The 16,480-nt window shown below is 70.2% G+C and carries 16 protein-coding genes; 6 read left to right on the top strand and 10 right to left on the bottom strand.

The window, feature by feature from the left end; translation table 11 throughout:
* Window positions 1-144 precede the first annotated feature (144 nt).
* The 3 genes from AC13HU_RS12520 to AC13HU_RS12510 all read left to right on the top strand — a co-directional run bounded on the left by AC13HU_RS12520 (window position 145) and on the right by AC13HU_RS12510 (window position 3,229).
* Window positions 145-984, top strand: coding sequence for a GNAT family N-acetyltransferase (locus AC13HU_RS12520; RefSeq protein WP_483041894.1), 840 nt, complete (start codon window positions 145-147; stop codon window positions 982-984).
* Between the two features lie 96 nt (window positions 985-1,080).
* On the top strand, window positions 1,081-2,253 hold the full coding sequence (locus AC13HU_RS12515) for an MBL fold metallo-hydrolase (RefSeq protein WP_483041893.1): 1,173 nt from the start codon (window positions 1,081-1,083) through the stop codon (window positions 2,251-2,253).
* 10 nt (window positions 2,254-2,263) lie between these two features.
* Entirely contained in the window at window positions 2,264-3,229 is a 966-nt protein-coding gene (locus AC13HU_RS12510; protein WP_483041892.1) for a phosphotransferase family protein, read from the top strand.
* A gap of 73 nt (window positions 3,230-3,302) precedes the next feature.
* On the opposite strand, the gene AC13HU_RS12505 is transcribed toward AC13HU_RS12510, so the two are convergent.
* The 6 genes from AC13HU_RS12505 to AC13HU_RS12480 all read right to left on the bottom strand — a co-directional run bounded on the left by AC13HU_RS12505 (window position 3,303) and on the right by AC13HU_RS12480 (window position 10,114).
* Entirely contained in the window at window positions 3,303-5,321 is a 2,019-nt protein-coding gene (locus AC13HU_RS12505) for a M3 family metallopeptidase (protein ID WP_483041891.1), read from the bottom strand.
* Between the two features lie 46 nt (window positions 5,322-5,367).
* Window positions 5,368-6,768, bottom strand: coding sequence for a WD40 repeat domain-containing protein (locus AC13HU_RS12500; protein WP_483041890.1), 1,401 nt, complete (start codon window positions 6,766-6,768; stop codon window positions 5,368-5,370).
* 246 nt (window positions 6,769-7,014) lie between these two features.
* Window positions 7,015-7,866 carry a helix-turn-helix domain-containing protein gene (locus AC13HU_RS12495; RefSeq protein WP_483041889.1) on the bottom strand — a complete coding sequence of 284 codons (852 nt, stop codon included), beginning with the start codon at window positions 7,864-7,866 and terminating at the stop codon, window positions 7,015-7,017.
* 430 nt (window positions 7,867-8,296) lie between these two features.
* Window positions 8,297-8,623, bottom strand: coding sequence for a hypothetical protein (locus AC13HU_RS12490; protein ID WP_483041888.1), 327 nt, complete (start codon window positions 8,621-8,623; stop codon window positions 8,297-8,299).
* On the bottom strand, window positions 8,623-8,763 hold the full coding sequence (locus tag AC13HU_RS12485; RefSeq protein ID WP_483041887.1) for a hypothetical protein: 141 nt from the start codon (window positions 8,761-8,763) through the stop codon (window positions 8,623-8,625). The genes AC13HU_RS12490 and AC13HU_RS12485 overlap by 1 nt, the downstream gene beginning before the upstream one ends.
* Before the next feature lie 145 nt (window positions 8,764-8,908).
* Window positions 8,909-10,114: a helix-turn-helix domain-containing protein gene (locus AC13HU_RS12480; protein WP_483041886.1), complete on the bottom strand. Its 1,206-nt coding sequence runs from the start codon at window positions 10,112-10,114 to the stop codon at window positions 8,909-8,911.
* Window positions 10,115-10,466: 352 nt separating this feature from the next.
* Here AC13HU_RS12480 and AC13HU_RS12475 point away from each other — a divergent pair, with 352 nt between their 5' ends.
* Window positions 10,467-11,669: a helix-turn-helix domain-containing protein gene (locus tag AC13HU_RS12475; protein WP_483041885.1), complete on the top strand. Its 1,203-nt coding sequence runs from the start codon at window positions 10,467-10,469 to the stop codon at window positions 11,667-11,669.
* A gap of 731 nt (window positions 11,670-12,400) precedes the next feature.
* Here AC13HU_RS12475 and AC13HU_RS12470 read toward each other — a convergent pair.
* The gene (locus AC13HU_RS12470) at window positions 12,401-12,676 is read right to left on the bottom strand and encodes a DUF5302 domain-containing protein (protein ID WP_483041884.1); all 276 of its coding nucleotides are present in this window, start codon (window positions 12,674-12,676) and stop codon (window positions 12,401-12,403) included.
* Between the two features lie 113 nt (window positions 12,677-12,789).
* Between AC13HU_RS12470 and AC13HU_RS12465 the strand changes: the two genes are divergently transcribed.
* Window positions 12,790-13,818 (top strand): saccharopine dehydrogenase family protein, encoded by a 1,029-nt coding sequence (locus AC13HU_RS12465; protein ID WP_483041883.1) that lies wholly within the window; start codon window positions 12,790-12,792, stop codon window positions 13,816-13,818.
* Window positions 13,819-13,997: 179 nt separating this feature from the next.
* Here the strand turns inward: AC13HU_RS12465 and AC13HU_RS12460 are convergent, their stop codons facing one another.
* The 3 genes from AC13HU_RS12460 to AC13HU_RS12450 all read right to left on the bottom strand — a co-directional run bounded on the left by AC13HU_RS12460 (window position 13,998) and on the right by AC13HU_RS12450 (window position 15,939).
* Window positions 13,998-14,792 carry an SAM-dependent methyltransferase gene (locus AC13HU_RS12460; RefSeq protein ID WP_483041882.1) on the bottom strand — a complete coding sequence of 265 codons (795 nt, stop codon included), beginning with the start codon at window positions 14,790-14,792 and terminating at the stop codon, window positions 13,998-14,000.
* A 67-nt stretch (window positions 14,793-14,859) separates the two neighbouring features.
* Complete coding sequence (locus AC13HU_RS12455) at window positions 14,860-15,111, bottom strand: DUF397 domain-containing protein (protein WP_483041881.1); 252 nt, start codon at window positions 15,109-15,111, stop codon at window positions 14,860-14,862.
* Between the two features lie 3 nt (window positions 15,112-15,114).
* On the bottom strand, window positions 15,115-15,939 hold the full coding sequence (locus tag AC13HU_RS12450; RefSeq protein WP_483041895.1) for a helix-turn-helix domain-containing protein: 825 nt from the start codon (window positions 15,937-15,939) through the stop codon (window positions 15,115-15,117).
* A gap of 178 nt (window positions 15,940-16,117) precedes the next feature.
* Here AC13HU_RS12450 and AC13HU_RS12445 point away from each other — a divergent pair.
* A partial coding sequence (locus AC13HU_RS12445) for an ATP-binding protein (protein WP_483041880.1) occupies window positions 16,118-16,480 on the top strand: 363 nt, incomplete at its 3' end.

The following is a 16,480-nucleotide window of genomic DNA, read 5'->3' as shown; positions in this document are numbered from 1 at the left end:
CCCCGCCGCGCGCCCGCGCAACCGAACACGGGCGCGCGACAAGGGAGTTGGCGAGCCGCACGCCCGCCGCCACCGGTGCTCGTCTCGTCGCGCCGCCCGGAATTCCCTGTGCGCGGGCCCGGCCGGCTGGGCGAGGATGGGCGGATGGGATGGACGATCACTTCGTCGGTGGCGGAGTTCACCGCCGCGGCCGGCGGTTTCCTGGACCAGCGCCCGGTGGAGAACAACGTGCTGCGGACCATCTGCGGGACGCTGCGCCGGCGGGGCTCCGACATATACGGGCAGCAGCCGCCGCTGTTCGGCTGGTGGCGGGCGCGCGACGAGGGAGCGGTGGAGGCCGTGTTCCTGCGCACCCCGCCGTACCCGCCGCTGCTCTCGCGGGGCACGCAGCAGGCATCGCGGGAGCTGGCCGCCCTGTGGCACGGCCCGTTGGAAGGGGCGCGCGGGGAGGCGGACACGGTGCGCGCGTTCGGCGAGGCGTGGCGGGAGCGGACCGGCGCGGCGCCGCGGGTCGTGCGCGAGCAGCGGCTGCACCGGCTCGGCAGCCTGACGCCGCGCAGCCCCGCGCCACCCGGCCGGGCCCGGGTCGCCGGGCAGGAGGACCTCAGCCTGTTGCTGCGCTGGCACGAGGAGTTCGCCCGGGACATCGGCGACCCCACCCCGGGCATGGAGCGTGTCGTGGCGGACGCCCTGCAGTTCGGCGGCCGCACCCTGTGGGAGGTCGACGGCGAGCCCGTCGCGATGGCGGGCATGACGTCGCCGGAGGACGGCGCGATCCGGGTCGTCGCCGTCTACACCCCGGCCGCGCTGCGCGGGCGCGGCTACGCGGGAGCCGTCACCGCGGCAGTGTCGCGGGCCGCGCTGGACACCGGGGCGCGTGACGTCTTGCTCTTCACCGACCTGGCCAACCCGGTGAGCAACCACGTCTACCGGCGGCTGGGCTACGTTCCGGTTCGGGACCAACTGGCGGTCGCCTTCGGGTGATCGAGAGCTCATCGCGTTCACCGGAGCGGTTCCGCGACCGCCCCGCATAATGGAAGCGGCGGATACCCCGCCGCCCGACGATCGCCAGGAGGAGCCGTGACCGGCGCCCGCCGACAGCCGTCCCACCTCGTGAAGCTGCGGCCCGCACCCTTCGGCGCGGACCCCGCGGGCGCGCGGCTGGAGCGCATTCTCGCCTCACCCAACTACGCCGACGGGGCTTTCGTGAACCCGGTCGGCGCCCGCACCACCCCCAGCGGCGGCATGCTGAAGGCGCTGCCGGCCAACCTCCGCAAGGACGCGCGGCTGGGCCGCAAGCCGGCCCGGCCGGTCCCGCTGCACCCCACCACGCTCGCCGACCTCGCCAAGCCGCCGGCCTCGGGCCTGCGGCTGACGTGGATGGGCCACTCCTCGGTGCTCGCCGAGATCGGCGGCCGGCGGGTGCTCTTCGACCCGGTGTGGGGCGAGCGGTGCTCGCCGTTCGCGTTCGCCGGGCCCAAGCGGGTGCACCCCGCACCCGTGCCGGTCGAGTCGCTGACCGGTATCGACGCCGTGGTGATCTCCCACGACCACTACGACCACCTCGACATGCCGACGATCATCGCGCTGATCCGCGGCGGCGCGGTCTTCGTGGTGCCGCTGGGCGTCGGTTCGCACCTGGAGCACTGGGGGGTGCCGGCGGACCGGCTGCGCGAGTTGGACTGGCACGAGTCCACACAGGTGGCCGGGCTGACCCTGACCGCCACCCCGGCGCGGCACTTCTGCGGGCGCGGCCTGCGCGGCCGGCAGCAGACCCTGTGGGCCTCCTGGGTCGTCACCGACGACATCCACCGGATCTACCACAGCGGCGACACCGGCTACTTCCCCGGTTTCGCCGACATCGCCCAGCTGCACGGCCCGTTCGACGCCACCATGATCCAGATCGGCGCGTACAGCGAGTTCTGGCCGGACATCCACATGACTCCTGCCGAGGGCGTCCGCACCCACCTCGACCTGTCCGGCGGCACCTCGCACGGCGTGATGCTGCCCATCCACTGGGGGACCTTCAACCTCGCCCCGCACGCCTGGTCCGACCCCGGCGAGGGCACCCTCGACGCCGCCCACCGCTCCGGCGTACAGGCCGTCACCCCGCTCGTCGGGCAGCCCTTCGAGCCCGTCACCGCGCCGGCCGCCTTCCCCTGGTGGCGCGAGGTCGCCGTCACCCCCGAGACCGGCTGGAGCCCGTGGCCGCCGCCCGCCCCGGCGCAGCGGGACCAGGTCGCGGACGCGTAGCCGCCCGGCGATGACCGTCGACGACGAGGCGATACGGCCGCGCACGCTCGCCTGGGCCGGGCGGCACCTGCGGCCCGGCGAGAGGATCACCGGGGCCGAGCCGCTGCACGGCGGCATCAGCGCCGAGATGCGGCGGCTGACGGTCACCGGACCGGCGGGCGGGGTGCGGCACCTGGTGCTGCGGACCTTCACCCATCCGTTCTTCGTCGAGCACGCCGAGGACCTGCTCGGCCGTGAGGCCGACGCCCTCGACGTGCTCGGTGCGCCCGGTGTGCCCGCGGGCGGCGGTGTGCCGGCGCCCGTGCTGGTCGCCGCCGACCCGGCCGCCGCGTGGTGCGAGTACCCGTCGCTGCTCATGACGCATCTGCCCGGCCGGACGGTCTTCGACGACGAGGAGTTGGACGCACGCGTCCGGCTGCTGGCCCGCGCGCTCGTGGCGATCCACGCGGTGCGGCCCGCGCGGCGCCCGCCCGCGTACGAGGCGTGGACGACCGCCGACACCGTCGTCCGGCCGGAGAGCGCCGACCCGGCGGCCTGGTCCGCCGCGATCGACGTGATCGGGAAACCGGCGCCGCCTTTCGCCGGACGGTTCCTGCACCGCGACTTCCACCCCGGCAACGTCCTGTTCGACCTGGCGGGCCCGCGCCCGCGGATCACCGGCGTCGTCGACTGGGTGCAGACCTCATGGGGCCCGGCGGACCTCGACGTGGCGCACTGCTCCACCAACCTGGCGCTGCTGCACGGCTCTTCGTGGGGCGGGCGGTTCGCGGCGGAGTACGAGGCGGCCGGCGGCACGCTCGCCGCCACCGCACCGGAACGGCGCTACTGGCGGTTGCTGGACGCGCTGGCCTTCGCCGGCGACCTGCGCGACACCGCACGGCCCTGGCGGCAGGCGGGCCGGGCGGAGCTGACCACGCGGGCGGCGGACGCGCGGCTGGACGCCTACGTCATCGACCTGATGAACGCCCCGAACTGACCACCCGGCGCGGCCCCCACCGCCCCGACCGCCGGCGCCCGCCCGCCGTGGGCGCCGGCAGCCCGGGGGCCGGCTACCGCAGGCCGCGGCGGGCGAGCAGCGGCTCGACCCGGGGCGCACGGCCGCGCACCGCGACGAACGCGGCCATCGGGTCCTTGCTGCCGCCCTTCGCGAGCAGCTCGCGGCGGAAGGTCTCGCCGTTGGCGCGCCGCATGCCGCCGTGGCTCTCGAACCAGTCCACGGTGTCGGCGTACAGCACCTCGCTCCAGATGTAGGAGTAGTAGCCGGCGCTGTAGTTGCCGCCGAAGACGTGGTTGAAGTAGGTGGTGCGGTAGCGCGGCGGGATCGCGGGCAGGTCGATCCCGGCCGCCGCGAGGGCGCGGGCCTCGAACTCCAGCGGGTCACCGGGGTCGGTGCCGGCCGGCAGCGAGTGCCATGCCCAGTCCAGCAGCGCGGCCGCCAGGTACTCGACGGTCGCGAAGCCCTCCCCGAACCGTGCGGCCGCCAGCATCCGGGCCACCATGTCTTGCGGCATCGGCTCGCCGGTCTCGTGGTGGCGGGCGTACCGGGCCAGCACCTCGGGCCAGGTCGACCACATCTCGTTGACCTGCGAGGGGTACTCCACGAAGTCGCGCGGCACCGCGGTGCCGGCGAAGAACGGGTAGCGCACGTCGGAGAAGAGCCCGTGCAGGGCGTGCCCGAACTCGTGGAAGAGCGTGTCGACCTGACTGAACGTCAGCAGCGCGGGCTCGCCGGGCGCGGGCTTGGCGATGTTGTGGTTGTTGACGATCACCGGCCGCCGGCCGAGCAGCCCGGACTGCGGGACCAGCGCGTTCATCCAGGCGCCGCCGCGCTTCGTCGGCCGGGCGAAGAAGTCGATCAGGAACAGCCCGAGCCCGCTGCCGTCGGCGTCGAAGACCTCGAACACCCGGACGTCGGGGTGGTAGCCGTCCAGGTCGGGCCGCTCGGTGACGGTGATCCCGTACACCTCGTGGGCGGCGTGGAAGACGCCGTCGCGCAGCACCGACTCCAGTTCGAGGTACGGGCGCAGCGCGGCCTGGTCGACGGAGTGGCGCTCCTTGCGGACCTTCTCCGACCAGTACGCCCAGTCCCACGCCTCGATCGGTGCGCCGGCGGTCTCGGCGAGCGCGTCGGCCTCGCGACGGGCGTTGGCCACGGCGGGCGGCACCAGGCGCTCCAGCAGGGCGGTCACGGCCTCGGTGCTGCCGGCGGTGGTGTCGGCGACGGTGTACGCGGCGTGGCTGTCGTAGCCGAGCAGCGCGGCACGCTCGGCGCGCAGGGTGGCCAGGGTGACGGCGAGCGGGCCGTTGGTGTCCTGCGCGCGGTCCATGGCGGCGGCCAGGAGGCGGCGCCGTACCTCGCGGTCGTCGAGGACGGCGAGTTCGAGCTGGTCGGTGAAGTTCCACAGGCTCAGCACCCACTTGCCGTCGTGGCCCAGCTCGCGGGCGTTCGCCGCGGCGGCCGCGACCGCGTCCGCCGACAGCCCGGACAGCTGCGCGGGGTCGTCGAGCACCAGGGCGCCGTCCTTGTTGGCGGCCAGCAGGTTCTGCCCGAACTCGGTGCTCGCGGCCGCGATCCGCGCGTTCAGCGCGCGCAGCCGGGCCCGGCCGTCCTGCGGCAGCTCCGCGCCGGCGCGTACGAAGTCGGTCCGGTACCGCTCCAGCAGCCGCAGCGACTCCGCGTCCAGGCCGAGGGTGTCGCGTGCGTCGTACAGCGCCTTGATCCGTGCGTAGAGCCGCTCGTTCAGGTACACCTCGTCGGTGTGCGCGGCCGTCATCGCGCTGACCTCGGCCTCGATCTCCTGTATGCCGTCGGTGACGTGCGCGGACTCCTGGTTGCCGTACACCGCCGCCACCCGCGCCAGCAGTGCGCCCGAACGCTCCATCGCCTCCAGTGTGTTGGCGAACGTGGGGGGTTCGGGGTCCGCCGCGATCCGTTCGACCTCCGCGGTGTGCGATGCGATGCCCTGCTTGAACGCCGGGAGGTAGTGGGCGTCGTCCAGCTCGGCGAAGGCGGGCAGGCCGTACGGCAGCGGGCTCGGGCTCGGGCTCAGCAGCGGGTTCGTGGTCACCGTTCGACCCTATACAGCCGGTCGGCCCAAGCCCACTGTCTCCCGCTCAGCGATCGCTTGGCCCCATCTGGAAGACGGCAATCTCCGTCTTGCCACAGTGGAACTGGCCGTCGCCTATGGGCTTCAGGGCGACGGCGAGCCAGCGGCCGTCGTTCGGGGACCAGGCGAGGTCGGAGACGTACGTCCTGAGCTGGTGTCCGAGGATGATCTTCTTGTCGGTCATCCGCCAGATGCACAACTCGTGCGGCCGGTCCTCGCCGAACCTCAGATAATGCAGCTTGCGGCTGGCGCTGCCGACCACCAGGTAACTCCCGTCCGGGTTGGAGGCGAGCTTGAACAGCCGTTCCGAGGCGTCCATGACCTTGTCGGTCACCTCACCCGTCGCCGGGTCGACCACGTACAGGTTCTCCTGGGCGCCGAGGAACAGTCGCGAGGAATCGCCGGAGAATGCCTTGCACTGGATCGGGTCCCAGTGGTCGGCGTGGGCCACCTTGCGGGAGGGCTCACGCTCATCCCCGTGCAGGTCGTAACCGCCCTCGGGACCACCGTTGGGGCGGACCCGGAACGCGCCGTCGCGCGAGCGCAGATGGCCGCGCTGGTAGGGCGCTTCGACCTGCGTGCCCTGGTCCACGTCATAGGCCCACTGCACCTCCTTCTCCGGCTCGCCCCCTCTGCTGTAGCCCTTGACCACGAGGACGTGCTCGCCGGGCACCCACATCATCAGCGGCACGATCCAGTCACCGGCCCGGGTGTGCACGGTCTCGCTCCAGTCGGCCGTGTCGTAGACCCATACCCGCCCCTCGAAGCTGCACACCGCCAGGAACTTGCCGTCGTCCGAGAACGCCAAGTACAAGACGGCGTCCCGCTTGACGCTGCCTGCCGTCTCGAACGGCCGCAGGGTGAAGGCCGGTTGGGCCAGGTCGGGGATGTGCGGCGCGTCCTCGGCGGTCCAGCTGTCGCCGTTCAGCGGGAAGAAGGCCGAGGCCCACGCCAGCCCCTCGCTCAGATGTTCCAGCCACTTACGTTCCGTAACCTGTATCTCGTACTCGCCCTGGATCAGCAGGTCCTCGTCCTTCCAGGCGCCGCCACGCTCGTAGTAGAAGTCGTGTAGTTCCTTCCACCGTTCCTCGGTGGGCGGGTAGTTGAGCGTCTCGATGCACCGGACCTCCGAGATGAAGCGGCGTGCGTTGGTGTCGACCCATTCGTAGTTGAGGATGTCGTCGGTGCTGAGCACCCTGTCCAGGGGACCCTCGCGTTCGTCGCCGTCGCTCAGATTGCCCGCTGCGCTCTCCCAGAGGAACTGCAGGAAGAGGCCCGGCTCCTCGCGCGGCAGCGGCATGTGCGTGCGCGATTCAGTGTCGTAATAGACGACGAACACCTGGAGTCTGACACGGAGCCGGTCCGGATCGACTTTCAGAACCCGCACGCCGTACATGTCGGTCGACATCGCCGTCCCCTCAAGAAGTGACTCGCAGAGACAACCGGCAAAGGCGAGCCGGCTGTCTCCTCTCAGGCACCAGCGATCTTTGCAGAGAGGTCTGACAAGCCGTCAGTCCAGGGTGAACTGCCAGCTGACCGCCCAGGCGGAGACAACCGCCCTTGGAAGGCAACCGAAGTACCCGCGCACATGCGGAAGGACCCCGCCCGACCGAGATCGAACGGGGCCTGCCGGCTCACCGCCGCTACGAGACGGCTACGCGTTCGCAGCCGGGCCGGTGACCTGGTGCACCTTCGGCTCCTTCGGCTCCTTCGTGGCGGGTTGCTCCTCACGCTTGCGTTCCAACGCGACGACCGGGCAGTTCAGCACCTTGGCGATCTCCCGAAGGCGCGTTGCTCCGGCGTTGCGCCAGCCCGATTCGAACTCGCCCATCAGTTGCTCGGAGATGCCGATCTCATCGGCCAGCGCCCGCTTGGTGAGGCCGGCCCTCTCCCGAGCCCAGGTCAACGCCACGGGCTCCTGGTGCAGCCTGCGCGGGCGGGAACGCGAACGCGGCGACCACCCCGTGCCGCGCGCCTGCACCAGCGCCCGCAGTTCGGGAGCCGCATGGGTGAACCAGTCCTCCCGCGCCGCGACCAACGCGGGCCGCACCTCACGGTCAAGACGCAGCACCAGCCACCTCAAGTCCGAGGCGAGCCGCGCCAGATCCTCCGGCGCGAGATCAGTGAGCCAACTCTCCCCACACACATGCACATTGACCACCGGCACACACGGCTCCGGCGACTGCGCATACGGGGCGCAATCCAACGTCGACGAAAGGACCTCCTCCACCACCGGCCCGACAACCCGACCCGCGACGGCATAGACGGGCATCCTCCGCCCAGCGAACGACATGCTGTGGTGCACGTCGGCGACACACCCGTCCCACTGTTCCTCGGACACGTTGTGCTCGCTGGGATCATCCTTCGCCCAGTACGGCAAATGACCCTCGACGCTACGCCCGCCGGCACTGGTGACGGTCCACCGCCGCAAGGGCTCGGGTAAAGCCGGAGACTCGGCCGTAGAAGCCGTAGAAGAAGTACTCATCGCGTCTTCCTTGTCGTTCAAAATAATCGGAGGCCGCACGCTCAGAGCAGCGGACGCCCTCGTAGCGGAAACGCCGTCGCCATCCGGGGCGGGTCGTCCAGCTCCCAGCTGTGCCCGCCCGGGTGCCCCTCGAACTCGCTGCACGGGCAGTCCACTTCACGCCCGGCCGGGCAGTCCGGTATCTCGATCACCGCGCTCGGAGCGCCACCATCCCGCCACAACGCCCACAACGTCCCGGCCTCCGGCCCACGCAAGTTGAGCGCCGCACCGTAGTGAACCGGCCCTCGGTGCACCTCGATCGTGCACACCAGCGTCGCGCAGCAGGACAAGGCCCCACTTGCGGATCACTCGCTCACCCCGCATGCGAGTACGCCCCACTCCCGGATACACGGTGATCCCTGCCGGGGCCTGCGCGGGCGCCAGCCGTGTAGCGGTGCCGCGCCGCACGCCCTCATCGGGCGATCTCCCGGTCCACGGCGGCTTCCGCTGCGGCATACAGCTCGTCGTCATCAGGTACGGGCAGACGGTCGCCTCTGCTCTGGGCAACGCGCACAGCGTCCCTCAGCGACCCACTCAAGTGCGTGACCATCGAGCGCAGTTCGGTGTCGGACGGCTTCTCCTCCGCCATGGACTTCAGCACGTATTCCAGAAGGTCTTCGGCCATCCCGAGCTGCACGGCCTCAAGGTTGTCGGCCAGCCGGGACAGGTACGAACCCTCGTCATCGGTGCTCAGGTAGGCAGGCCGGCCGCCTTCACCCGTCCAGGGAAGTAGCCGCATCACACCGCCACCTCACCGGTCTTGGACCCGCCGCAGGTGACGGCGGGGGTGGGGGCCGGCCCGGCGCTGCGTTGGCCGCCGTGGCGGGAACGAGCTAAATCGCTCATCCCCGCAAGCAGTTGGACGATACTGTCTGACACTGTCGGCGCTCCTTGGCGAGCGTTGGCCACGCCCCCGGGCCGGTCGCACGGTCGCGGGGGTCCTTACTGACCATCAGCATGCCGACGCGGAAGGGTCGTGGTGTTCCCGAAAGAAGAACACCACGACCCTTGACAACCAAGCTGGTTACATGCCAACCCAAGCGGCAAGTGAGGCCAGCCCTTCTGGCGCCCGTCGCTGTCGGCGTACCAAGACAGCGATGGTCTCCCGCACCAACGGGTGGTACCTGGCCTGTTGCGGAGCAATCTGCCTCGCGTCGCGCAGGGATTTTTCCGCCAATTCCGCCTTTCCCATCTGGGCATATGCACGCCCCATTTCGATGTGATACCTGCCGACGCGCATCCTAGGGTGATCGGCTGGGAAATGAAGGCGTCGGGCCGACTTCATTGCATCCCCGAGTTTCCCAAGCTCCACGGAGGTTGCTACGCCGAAATGTTCCACGTTTGTCATGCCGAATGATGCCCAGTAGACGTGAGGGACGTCTCGACCAATCTGTGTTGCCGCCTTGCGGGCCAACTCCAGTTGGCCATTCACATCGTCTGCGTTCTTTGCCTGAGCTGCGGCGATTGCCCCCGCTAGATAAAGAGTCCCCGAGACGGCCAATGCGGAAACGGATTGCGTGGCATCATGTTGCTCCACGAACTGATGTCCGCGCTCCAGAACCTTCAGTGCCATCTGGTTATTGCCGCGTCGCAGTAGCATGCTGCTGCGCTTGCTCAGCCGCAGGGCGAGAAGCAACGGGTCCTGCGCCTGCTCGGCCATCCAGCCCATTCTCTCAAGGGCGATTAATGCCAATTGGTGATACCCGAGGCGGTACGCGAACTCGTAGGTCACCCAGTAGGCCCAACTCAAAGAGACCGCTGCCTGCCGCTTCTCCGCGCCATTCGGTAAAATACTGAATGCGGTAGTCAGTTCGCCCAATAGTCCAGGAAGCTTCGATCCAACACCCTTGTACTCGGTTGCACACGCGCCGATGCACAACTTCTCAATATCTGCCGCAATCAGATCCAGTCTTCTCGGGCTGATATCAAGATCTGGCCCAAGGTCATACATATCGAGTGCGTCCGACAGTGGCGAGATCATGCGATCAAGTTTGTCTTGCCGCATCTCCAAGGTGTAAGGCTGGCCGTTCAGTGCGGCCACATCTACTTCGAGAATGCGAGCAACAGCCGCCACTATGGCGGGCGTAGCCGGGGTGAGTCCGGCCTCAATCTTGGCGATCTTTCCTCGCGACACGTAGGCGCGTTGCGCCAAACCCATTTGGGTAATCTGGCGCAATTTTCGGTAATCGGCGATCCGAGCGCCGATGTGATCGTCAGTGCTGTGGGGCATACCGTGCTCCGTTCTGACTCCGACACTCAGAACGGTACCCCCGGCAAGCCGTGGGGACCCGCGCTCGGCCCCTGCCTCGGTGGGGGCCAACGTGCTTTCTGGCTCCGCCTGGTGGCAATCACCGAACCCACGTCCCGGGGGACCGCACGCCATCGACGCTGCGCCCGCCGGCACTGGTGATGGTCCACCGCCGCAAGGGCTCGGGTAAGACCAAAGTCCCAGCCGTAGAAGTCGTGTACGAGTTGGGGGCCTTGGGTTGCTTGGCGGTTCCCACCGGGGTAGGTGCCGAGGGCGTGCAGTTTGCGGCGTCTGCGAGGGTACATTGTGGGTGTCAGCCGCGACGGGAGCCAGCATGCCGTTCACCGCCGACGCGCCCACCGAGAGCGCAGGGACGCGTATCCGCGAACTTCGCACGCTCCGTGGCTACTCGCTACGCGAGTTGGGGCGGCGCGCACATGTCTCCATCAGCCAACTCTCCCGCGTCGAAAACGGCGATCGGGCTCCCAGTCCTGTCGTGGCCGCCGCTGTTGCGCGTGCCCTCGGGGTCACCCTGCCGGTCCTGTATGGCCAGCCGTACGTCAACATGCTCCAGCACGACCAGCTTGACCGGCTGATCACTCCCATCGGGGCCGCGCTGGACGCCTGGGACATCCCGCTTGGCGCGGGTGATCCTCCGCCGCGGTCCCTCGGCGCACTGGCGACTGAAGTCGCCTCGCTTGGGGAACTGCGTGCCGCAGCCCGGTATATCGAGATCGCTCAGGCGCTTCCTACGTTGCTTGCCGAGGTGGGGGCTCATGTCCTGACCCAACGGCCAGGCCGGGCCTTGGAGCAGGCGGCGTGGCTTCAGTCGGAGTTGTGCCGTACGACCTACGTGGTCAGCCGGAATATCGGGTTCATGGACCTCGCGCGCCTGGCTTTGGCCCGTATGGCAGTATCTGCTCCAGTGTCCGGCGATCCCCGGCAGGTGGCCATTGAGCGCTGGGACCGCGCGCAGATGTTGGCAGACGCCGCCCGCCCTGATCGCGGGTTTCTCCTCGTGCAGCAAGCGTTGCGGGACCTGGACGATGACGGTGTACAGGCGACCCGGGCCGTGCGTGGCGCGCTGTACCTCAAGGGCGCAATTCTCACCAGCCGGAGCAAGAGCGCCAGCGGCACGGAGGATCTACTCAGTGCGGCTGGGGAGATTGCTGAGCAGACCGGTGAAACCCGGGACTATGGGCTGGTGTTCGGACCGGTGAACGTCGTCATTCATCGCATGTCGGCGGCCAGCGACCGGGATAAGCACGCTCGTGCGTTGGAAGAGGCACGGGAGGTGCGTCTACCCGGGGACTATCCCCAGGCGCGAGCTGGGCACTATTGGGTGGACCGAGCCCGCGCGGAAGCGTGGACCGCGCGTCATGACGAGGCACTCACGTCGTTGAAGCAGGCCAGGAAGGTGGCACCGCAGCAATCCCGCTATCACCCGGGTGTGCACGAGACGGTGGCGGCGTTGTTGCGGGCCCGGCAGCGGGCGAGCGATCCGCTGCGTGAGTTCGCCTTGTGGAGCGGTGTTTAGCGCAGCGGTACCGGCATGGCCAAGGCCCTGGCTTCCCGATTTGGGGACGGCCGGGGTCTTGTCGTGGTGGCCGTGTTGTGCCTGATGGGTGCGGTGGGGGATCGCGGCCCGGCCGGAGGGTGTTGGGCCGGTGTCGGATCTTCCCCCCGGGTGGTGGACACCTCTGATCCCGGCCCCTGTGCGGGACTTCAACGAGCAGGTGCGAGAGCGTTCTCCCCCAGCCGGATCAACCGTGCGCCCTCCGGGTCCAACCCCGCGACGCGGCACGCCTCGACCATCACCTCGTGCGCGCGACCCGAAGTGAACTCCTCCGGCTCCCCGCACGCAGCATCGGACGACGGCAACCGCGACCACTCCCCAGAACTCACTCGTTGAACGTGCTGACGCACCACCACACGCCACCAGGGCAAGCAGCAGCACGCGGCGCTCATCAGGTGGCCGGGGCCCGCCCCCTCCCGCACGGTACGGGGCACGCCGGGCCGTCAAGGGCGCCTGCGGCGTCGCTGCGCGATGAGCAAGCTCACCCTTGACCGCCCACCGTGCTTGGAGGTTGCCCTCCTTCCGCGCGGAGGCGGAGGGAGCCGCACCGAACCAGGGGCGCTGGGGTACCCCCAGGCGAAGCCCGGGAGGTGGGGCACCTCCCGGCGCAGCCCGGGGGAGAACCGCGCGACACGCCACCGCGGACCGCAAGGTCCCGTGAACCGCGACCAGGGGCACCCCGGAGGGTCCCGTTACCCCGACTTGCGGCGGAACTCGCGTGCTCCGCCCGCGCGGCCGTGGGCGCCGTGGACCTTGGACTGGTCCGGTCCGGTCCCCGCGGTGCCGCCTCCGCCGTGCCCGCCCTGCTTGCGCGCCAGCGCCTCACGGAACTTGCGCTTCACGTCGTCCTCGGCGGGTGCCGCCGAGCCTTCCCCTTCCGGTGCCGCGGAATCGGCCGGTGCGGCCGCTTCCGCATCCAGCGAACTGCTGTCGGCGGCCGCGTCGGCCGCCTGCTTTGCGTCGGTCATGCCCCAAGCCTCGCACGTCGGCCGCCCCCCGCCTACTGAATAGCGGCCTGACAGACCGCGCGTGTACGGTTCCGGTCAGCTCTCGTAGCACCGCCGCGGAAGGATCACACTCCATGACCTGGCTGTTGTACGGGGCCACCGGGTACACCGGTCGCCTGATCGCCCGCCGTGCCGTCGCGCAGGGCCAGCGCCCCGTGCTGGCCGGTCGCAACGCCGCGAAGCTGGTCCCGTTCGCCGCCGAACTCGGCCTGGAGCACCGGGTGTTCGATTTGTCCGAGCCGACCGCGATCCGCCGCGGGCTGAAGGACGTGACGGCGGTGGCGCACTGCGCGGGGCCGTTCGCCCGCACCGCGCTGCCGATGGCGCACGCGTGCGTGGAGACGCGGACGCCCTACCTGGACATCACCGGCGAGATCGACGTGTTCGAGTCGCTGCGCGCGCTCGGCACCCGCGCGGAGGCGGCGGGGATCATCCTGCTGCCGGGCGCCGGCTTCGACGTGGTGCCGACCGACTGCGTGGCGGCGCTGCTGGCGGCCCGGCTGCCGGACGCCACCCAGCTCGACCTGGCGTTCCTGACCGGCGGCGGCGTGAGCCCCGGCACCGCCCGCACCTTGGTGGAGGGCACGCCCGACGGCGGCCGTATCCGCAGCGGTGGCGAGATCCGTTCGGTGCCGCTGGGCTCCCGCCAGGTGCGGGCCGCCTTCCCCTCGGGTGCCCGCACGGTGGTGTCGATCCCGTGGGGCGACGTGAGCACCGCCTACCACTCGACCGGCATCCCGGACGTCACCACGTACACCGCGATGCCGCAGGCCGTGGTGGCCGTCTCCCGGGCGGTACGGTTCGGTCCGCTGCGCGGCGCGGTCTCGGGCGCGGTGGGCCGGCTGGTGCGCGGGCCGGGCGAGCGGCGGCTGGCCGGCAGCCGCAGCGAGGTGTGGGGGCAGGCCACCGACGCGGCGGGCAACAAGGCGACCGCCACTCTGACCGGCCCGAACCCGTACCGGATGACGAGCGACTCGGTGCTGCGGATCGTGCAGCGGCTGCCCGATCTGGCCGCGGGCTTCCAGACCCCGTCGCGCGCGCTGGGCGCGGACTTCGCCGCGTCGCTGGACGACGTGACCGTCGCGATCGGAACGCCGCACTGACGCACGCGGGCGGGCGAGCGGGTGGACCGGCGGGCAGGCACGTACGCGGAATAGGTGTGCGGACAGGTGTGGGGCCCCGTCGGGTGGCTTCCCGGGCGCGTCCTTCCCCTGACACGGGCCGGGCACCTCGGCAGGGCCCCTGTTCGAGAGCGGCCGTCCTCAGACCGGCCGGCGATCGCTCACCGCTTGCGGCCGACGGCCCCGTAGACGCCGACCGGCGGGGTGTCCTCGGGCACCTCGTTCCGCCAGTGGTTCACCTGGACCAGGCCGGGCTCGACCACGTCGAACCCGTCGAAGAGTCCCAGCACGTCGGCGTGGGTGCGCGGGGTGAGCAGGGCGGTGGCGTTCTTGTAGACCGCCGTCACGTCCTCGGCCTTCCTGGCGTGGAAGTCGCCGGTGGCGTGCGAGAGCACCAGGTAACTGCCGTCCGGCAGCGCGTCGCACAGCGTGGCCACGGTGCCGTGCGGGTCCTCGTCGTCGCCGACGAAGTGCAGGACCGACACCAGCATCAGCGCGACCGGCTGGTCGAAGTCGATCAGGTCGCTGATGGTGGGGTGGTGCAGGATCGTCTGCGGGTCGCGCATGTCGGCCAGGAAGAAGCCGGTGTTGCCGGTGCCGAGCAGGCGGGCGCCGGCGTGGGTGGCGACGATCGGATCGTTGTCGATGTAGGCGATCCGTGCGTCGGGCGCGACCGAGTGGGCGATCTCGTGGGTGTTCGGCGAGGTGGGGATGCCGGTGCCGATGTCGATGAACTGCCGCACCCCGCGCTCCGCGAGGAAGCGCACCGCCCGCTGGAGGAAGTCCCGGTTCGCGCGGGCACCGACGACGACCTCGGGGACCGTGTCGATGACGCGGTCGGCGGCTTCCCGGTCCACCTCGTAGTTGTCCTTGCCGCCGAGGTAGTAGTCGTACATCCGTGCCGGATGCGGTCGGCTGGTGTCGATCTCACCGACGGCAAAGCCCTGCTCGGTCACGCGGTCCTCCGCTTCGTCGTTGCCTGGTCGGGGTGTCGCAGCCGGCTGGGCCGGCGGCAGGTGCCGGTCATCCGAGCAGGAAGTCCGCGTCGCCGGCTTTGGCGCCCTCGATGAACGTGGTGATCTCGTGGTTGGTGTAGATGAGCGCGGGGCCCTCGGGATCGGTGGACTGGCGCAGCGCCACCCGGCCGTCGTTGAGTCTCTTCGCCTCCACGCAGGAGCCGCCGTTGCCGCCGCTCCACGGCTTTCGCCAGCCGTCCGCGCCGAGTTCCGTGGCGGGCATTCCGTTGTAGATGCTGTCGTTGGTGACGCGATCCATGGTTCAGATCTCCTTGCGCATGCCATCGAGGATGGCCTTGGTGCTCTGTGCCGGCGCTGCCTGCGCGCACATCCGGTCGAGGGCTTCGAGGAAGGTGGACACGTCGTCGCGGTCGTCGAAGTAGGCGCCGCCCACCAGACTCTCCGTGTAGGCGATGTCCGGGATCTCCTTGAGCTGGAACCGGAAGATGTGGAACGGCCCGTACATGGCCGGGTGCGGCCCCGCGGCGAACGGGATCACCTGGAGGCGCACGTTGGGCAGGTCGGCGGCGTCGATCAGGGCGCCCAACTGCTCGCGCATCACCTTGTGGCCGCCGATCGGCCGGCGCAGCACCGTCTCGTCCATCACGACCCACAGCAGCGGCGCCTCGTCGCGGCCGAGCAGCGCCTGCCGCTCGACCCGCAGCGTGACCAGCCGGTCGATCTCCTCGGGGCCTGCGTTGGGCAGCCCGGCGCGCAGCACGGCCTGGGCGTAGCTGGGGACCTGGAGCAGCCCTGGGACGTAGTGCGGTTCGTAGGCGCGGATGACGGACGCCTCGCCTTCGAGGCTGACGAAGGCGCTGAACCACTCGGGCAGTACGTCGCGGAAGTTGTGCCACCAGCCGGGTCGGTTGGCCTCGCGGCACAGCGCGAGGAAGCCGCCGATCTCGTCGGGGGTGGTGACTCCGTAGGTGGTGAGCAGCTTCTCCACATAGGGGATTTTCAGCCCGACTTCGGCCTTTTCCATCCGCCGGATCGTGGCGTGGGTCACATCAAGGGCGCGGCCGGCCTGCTCGAAGCTGAGGCCGGCCTTCTCACGGAGGTCCTGGAGGCGTTTTCCGAGCACCATGCGCAGGACCGTCGGGGCTCCGCCCGGCCTGGGGTCCATCACGTGCCTCATCCTCCAACTCCCTTGACTGACAAGCAGTGTGTCATGTCGTCAGCGCCAGGAACAGCATGTCCTGTCGATTCTGTAATTTACAGTTCGGACCTTGCCATGTGTGCGGGGCGGGGCCCATAGTTACGGGGTGGTCCTTTCAACTCACGCTCTCCGGCCCGACTGCCGGGCGGACGTCCGCGCCCCCGGGCGCCAGGACGTCTTCCGGTTGCCCGCGCTGAGCGCGTCCGTGGCGGACGCCCGCGCACGGATACGGGCCCGGCTGCGGGAATGGGGAGCCGACACCGAACTGAGGGACGACGCGGGGCTCGTGGTGACCGAGCTGTTCACCAACGCGGTCCGGCACACCGCCAGCACGAAGATCACGTGTGCACTGCATGACGTCGGCTCGGCGGTGCGACTCGAAGTGACCGATCAGGGGCGCGGCGAGGGGGACCCGACGCCGTGTGCGGCCACCGCCGACGAAGAGGGCGGGCGAGGACTGCTGCTGGTG

Source organism: Streptomyces sp. NH27, assembly GCF_056859195.1.
This window is presented reverse-complemented; position numbering and strand designations above follow the sequence as displayed.

Bases quoted from the DNA above. Each gene is read 5' to 3' on its own strand.
- AC13HU_RS12475 (WP_483041885.1), top strand. From the start codon at position 10,467: ATGCCGTTCACCGCCGACGCGCCCACCGAGAGCGCAGGGACGCGTATC.
- AC13HU_RS12490 (WP_483041888.1), bottom strand. From the start codon at position 8,623: ATGCGGCTACTTCCCTGGACGGGTGAAGGCGGCCGGCCTGCCTACCTG.
- AC13HU_RS12510 (WP_483041892.1), top strand. From the start codon at position 2,264: ATGACCGTCGACGACGAGGCGATACGGCCGCGCACGCTCGCCTGGGCC.
- AC13HU_RS12500 (WP_483041890.1), bottom strand. From the start codon at position 6,768: ATGTCGACCGACATGTACGGCGTGCGGGTTCTGAAAGTCGATCCGGAC.
- AC13HU_RS12465 (WP_483041883.1), top strand. From the start codon at position 12,790: ATGACCTGGCTGTTGTACGGGGCCACCGGGTACACCGGTCGCCTGATC.
- AC13HU_RS12480 (WP_483041886.1), bottom strand. From the start codon at position 10,114: ATGCCCCACAGCACTGACGATCACATCGGCGCTCGGATCGCCGATTAC.
- AC13HU_RS12450 (WP_483041895.1), bottom strand. From the start codon at position 15,939: ATGGTGCTCGGAAAACGCCTCCAGGACCTCCGTGAGAAGGCCGGCCTC.
- AC13HU_RS12520 (WP_483041894.1), top strand. From the start codon at position 145: ATGGGATGGACGATCACTTCGTCGGTGGCGGAGTTCACCGCCGCGGCC.
- AC13HU_RS12455 (WP_483041881.1), bottom strand. From the start codon at position 15,111: ATGGATCGCGTCACCAACGACAGCATCTACAACGGAATGCCCGCCACG.
- AC13HU_RS12470 (WP_483041884.1), bottom strand. From the start codon at position 12,676: ATGACCGACGCAAAGCAGGCGGCCGACGCGGCCGCCGACAGCAGTTCG.